Source organism: Paenisporosarcina sp. P4_E4_2 (assembly GCF_056401595.1).
This window is the reverse complement of record NZ_JBFUJC010000233.1, coordinates 1-5,046: the sequence shown is the minus strand read 5'-3', so window position 1 is coordinate 5,046 and position 5,046 is coordinate 1. Positions and strand designations below refer to the sequence as shown.

General features: G+C 36.4%; 5 protein-coding genes. All 5 read right to left on the bottom strand.

The window, feature by feature from the left end; all coding sequences use genetic code 11:
• Nucleotides 1-1,322, bottom strand: a 1,322-nt coding sequence (locus AC1DSB_RS14270) for a GspE/PulE family protein (RefSeq protein ID WP_477586942.1), incomplete at its 3' end; no start/stop codon positions are given.
• 15 nt (nt 1,323-1,337) lie between these two features.
• Nucleotides 1,338-2,714, bottom strand: a complete 1,377-nt coding sequence (locus AC1DSB_RS14265; protein WP_477531875.1) for a VanW family protein — start codon at nt 2,712-2,714, stop codon at nt 1,338-1,340.
• Nucleotides 2,715-3,119: a hypothetical protein gene (locus tag AC1DSB_RS14260; protein ID WP_477586941.1), complete on the bottom strand. Its 405-nt coding sequence runs from the start codon at nt 3,117-3,119 to the stop codon at nt 2,715-2,717.
• 10 nt (nt 3,120-3,129) lie between these two features.
• Nucleotides 3,130-4,563 (bottom strand): hypothetical protein, encoded by a 1,434-nt coding sequence (locus AC1DSB_RS14255; protein ID WP_477586940.1) that lies wholly within the window; start codon nt 4,561-4,563, stop codon nt 3,130-3,132.
• A 145-nt stretch (nt 4,564-4,708) separates the two neighbouring features.
• Nucleotides 4,709-5,046 (bottom strand): hypothetical protein (locus tag AC1DSB_RS14250; protein WP_477586939.1); only part of this gene is annotated, 338 nt, incomplete at its 5' end.

Genomic DNA, 5,046 nt, shown 5'->3' with positions numbered 1-5,046 from the left:
ACTTTACGTACAAGACGTTGTGCCACAACCGCATTAATCGAACTCGTAACCAAAAACGGCTCCACACCCATGTCCATCAATCGAGTGATCGAGGCGATTGAGTCATTTGTATGGATCGTACTTAATACTAAGTGACCCGTTAAAGAAGCCCGAATCGCAATTTCTACGGTCTCTTTATCTCGAATCTCCCCAACCATGACGATATCGGGATCTTGACGGAGAATCGAGCGAAGTCCAGCCGCAAATGTTAAGCCAACATTCGAATTCACTTGAATTTGATTGATCCCTTCGAGTTGATATTCAACAGGATCTTCAACCGTAATGATATTCACTTGTTCATCATTTAGGTAGCTGAGCGCTGCATATAACGTTGAAGATTTACCTGAACCAGTTGGACCAGAAATAAGGACAATTCCATTTGGTTTGGCTATTTCTTTCATGAATCTCTCATAATTCTTTTCGTGGAAGCCGAGTTTTGATATATCCGTTAAGTTATTGGATAAATCCAAAATACGCATAACTATTTTTTCGCCATAAACGGTAGGCAGAGTAGAGACACGTAAGTCAATTGGACGAAAATCAACATTCGTTTTAATACGACCATCTTGAGGGATACGATGCTCCGTAATATCAAGTTTTGACATAATTTTCACACGTGCCGTGACCATTCCCTGCATTAGCTTTGGAAGTGTTCGTTCATCATGCAATACTCCGTCAATACGGAAACGCACTAACAATCGAGTTTCCTGTGGATCAAAGTGAATATCACTCGCTTTTTGAGTCACCGCCGCAGATAAAATCTGATTAACGATTCTTACTACCGGTGCATCGATATCAAGAAGTTCTTCTTGTTTATCAACTGCAGAAGCTTGATCTACTAAGAAATCGTCAAACGATTCCTCTTCGTAATATTTGTTGATGGTTTTTAAAATCTCTTCCTTAGATGCAATCGCGGGAATGATATGAAAGCCGGTAATTAGACGCAAATCATCCATCGTAATGAAATCCATTGGGTCTTTCATGGCTACGTATAGTTTGTCCCCTTCTACTTTCAAAGGTACCATCAAACTGCGTTTTGCAACGTCTTTAGGAATCAGGTTAAATAACTTTGCTTCGAATGGGTAGTGATATAGCTGAACTTGAGGAATGCCAAGTTGAATTTCGAGTACTTCGAGCAGTTGTTGCTCGGTGATAATTCCATGCTGCAAAAGTGCGTCCCCAAGTTTTTCTTCCCGTGGTTTGTTTTGCAATACATTCGTTAGTTGGTCGTCTGTAATCAAACCATTTTCAACTAGTAAGTCACCCAGTCTTTTTCGAATCAAGTTGCACTCCCCCTATTACTTGCTAGGCGGAATAAGATTTCCACCTTTATCGTATTGTGGTTCCGAATCATTTTCACTGCCAGTTTCATTAGTTGAACCAGAATCAGTTGAACCTCCCATAGAAGTTCCATCTCCTGTTGTTCCAGTACCAGCTCCGGTAGAAGGTTGTCCGTTTGACCCACCTTTCGTCGATTCTGAACCATCTGTCGTGCCCGTACCATCTCCGGTTCCCGCAGCAGGCATCGTAACGGTCAATGGATGAAGTTCTACTTTATGAACAGGTGGATAAAAATCTTTTGATACTTCTTTCGTTTCTTTAATGGCAGAGTCTGAACGTATGTTTTTAAATACAGCGACTTGAATGCCATTTTCACCTTGCGTTTTTACGCGAACCGTATTTGGTTCTACGAATGAACTATATTGTTTTATGGTTTTCGGTAGAAATTCCTGCTTATCACTGATTGTCGTTTCGTATTGATAAATAAAAGGAAATCCAGTGAGGCTAGCATTAAGACCTGCCCCCACTCCGTTCATATTGATGGTAAAGCCGGTAGCATTCGGGTTTGTAAATACAAAATCAACCCCAAGTTCACGGTTAATGGAAGCTTCGAAGCCAAGCGGAACAGTAGTAGGAACAACCGGTCCAATACTTCTTTCATCCACCCCAAAATTCGTTTGCAATACCGACGCATATAAAATAGAAGCTACTGTGGTTAAATCTTGTTCCGTTAAATTTCCCAAATCCGTTGATTCGATAAATTCCAGCATCGAAAAAGTAGATTTCGGATTGATTAAGTATCCATTTAGCGCTGTCATCAAATTACGAATGCCCTCTGATGATTCAATATTGTTGAAAGTCACATTAGTAACTGCAGTTTCGACTGTAGAATTTGCCAGTAAAGCACTTGTAATATCGATGATTTGATCTTTTCGTCCAGCGGCCAATTGTTCACGAATCGTTTCCGTGACAATTGTGATTTCTTCATCATTAAACACCATTGGAGAAAATTGTTGATTTAGGAATGTGCCAACGGATTCTTTCGTCACATCAAATTGCAGTTCATTTTTAGCTCCATCTTGTGCGTTAGTTAATGTGCTATCCGTATTGAATTGTAGAACTTCCAATGGGAAAGGAACAACTGCATCTTGCAATTTAATTTGGACACTCGCTTCGCCGTACCACCCTTTTACACCTGTTTGCACGGTTACCGCAGCCTCGTTTTCAGGCAAATTTGAAACATCGTATGGACCTATATATGTTTGCTCCCCGAAACCTTTTGATGGGAAAACAACTTCATCGACTACATATGTACCTGCTTGCGTTACACCGAAAAATAAAACAGTTGAGCCCAGTAGCGCTGCAAAAGTAGTCCCAAATAATTTATTGTTCATTTATTGGTCCTCCTTTTTTGCAGGTTTAAACCAGTCTTCAGCTTGAGATTCAATAACAGGTTGAACTTTTGGAGTATGAGAAGTTGCTGCAACATAGGATTCTGTAGGTTTTTCTATCGCTTCTTGAATAGATTTAGGCACATATAAATGCAACTCTTCTTCTTGAAGTTTTTCATTTTCCAACCGTTTCGTTAAAATTACGGCCCCTGCAAATAACAAACCTAACATAATCAAAACAGAATAATAGAGACTTAGTGTGGATTGTGCCAACAAGCCTAATAGAGCGATGATGAATCCGCCGAAAAGAAACATTAGCTTAGTTTTTAAATCTATTTTTTTCACGAATACTATCACGATTGGAAACACGATGAATGCAACCAAAATAAGAATTAGAAATTTAATCATGTTTCACCTCTTAGGGATTATAAGTAACACCATTAATTGTAACTTCAGAAGTATTTATCAAATTACTTGGTACATCTAAGGATTCACCTTCTACTGCGTAATTTGTAACTCCACAAGTATCTAAAAATCTTTGATACTCTTGAATATGATTATATTTCGGCTCATTTAATAAGTTGTTTTTTGTCCCATAATAAAATATTTTCCCTTCACCTTCTATTTCGAGAAGTTGTGATACTGCTGATGAGGGAAATCTATTTAGGTTGATACAGAACTTTGATGAAGCCTGAAGTCTAAATTTTTTATCTACATTAAACAGTGAAGAATTGGAATCTTTTACACCTAATAAAACAACTGTTGTGTTATTAATTCCCTGGCCATTAAACTTACTTACATCAAGTTCTTGCATAACCATCGTACTATGCCCTTCACTATGTTTCCCTATATTGTTTGCATTGTCTGCATCTAATTTTCCCGAAACATAGAGTTTGAAATTTTTAAGATTATTAATATTACCAAAATTATTAATTGAACTGTTTACATACAAATTTAAATTATAAAGGTCTTTAGTATTTCCATTAACACTAATATCAGCCCAATTATCAATAAAAATATTAAAGTCAGAAGTTTTGAGATTCTTTCTTTCAATGGCCGTTTTTAATGATGCTAATGAATATGAGCTATTCATCTTACAAGAATAGGGTTTTTGGGTAGAAGAATTTAATGTTTGAAGATAGGATTGACATAGAGTCGTTACAATTCCCGGGAAAATGGTGACACTTTCATTAACGACCCCATTATTTAAAAGAATAGGATTATTCTCAATATCCTCTGATAGATTTTTAGGATCATCAAACTTTATCACAGCTGCCATTTTATATTTTCTTGAAGAATCAATATTTCCGTAAAATCCAATAACATTATAAGTTAATTTCAATTTATCTCCATCTGTTGTGATAGTTGGAAGTTGACTCATCTTGTAACCTAAATCGTTAGTTCGATTTGATATTATGTTGATTTTTTCTGTAAACTTATCCGATTTACTTGCTGAATGGGATCCAGATACATTAATTACTAGAGCTGGTAAAAATATATCTTTAAATTCCACTATTTCTTTTTCATAATCCTCCAGACTTTTTTTAAGCCTGATAGAATTACAATTTTCTTTATTACCTTGACTACATTTTTCTTTCTCTATCATAAATATTTTACCTAAACTACGAATTTGATTATACTTAAGTCCAATTTGATTAGTTATATCAGTTCCTATCTTTTTTACGCCCATTTCCGCAGCAACAACCGCTTGATTATTCTGATCAACCGTTTGCTCTTGTTTCACATGGTTGAGCGAGGCACTCATGAACACCGCTGACATGCTTAAGAATATTATAATGGTAAATAAAACTATTAAAAGAGCATATCCTCTATCATTCAATAATTTTTTCATTTTTCCGATAACCCCCACCGAGACTTTTGGTGTGATTTTTTCAAACCGACTCATCCTATTATCATACTATTCGTGTAAAATGTCATGTTAAAAATAGGAAAAAATACATAAAAAGAAAAGAGTCGAGTTATTCGACTCTTTTCTTTTAGTTACCATAATCAACTGTCGCTTCAATTTCACTCGTGCTATCGATAAATTGTTTCATGGAATGCCCTTCTGGTAAACCAGCAGTATTTACATTACATTCATTTAAAAATGCCACGAAATCATTCATGTAAATTRTCTTATCCTCAACGGCTGCGGGCAGTTTATCCATATTCGTTCGCCCAGGGTAAAGAATTAATTTTCCATTGCCACWTAATATAGAGGGGTCAGTTAAATCAGAAGAATTCGCTAAACTTATGCCATTCAAATTAATACACATCTTAGAATTAGTCGAGACCGTTACGCTTTTTCCTGTTGATTTCCAATCTATATAACCAG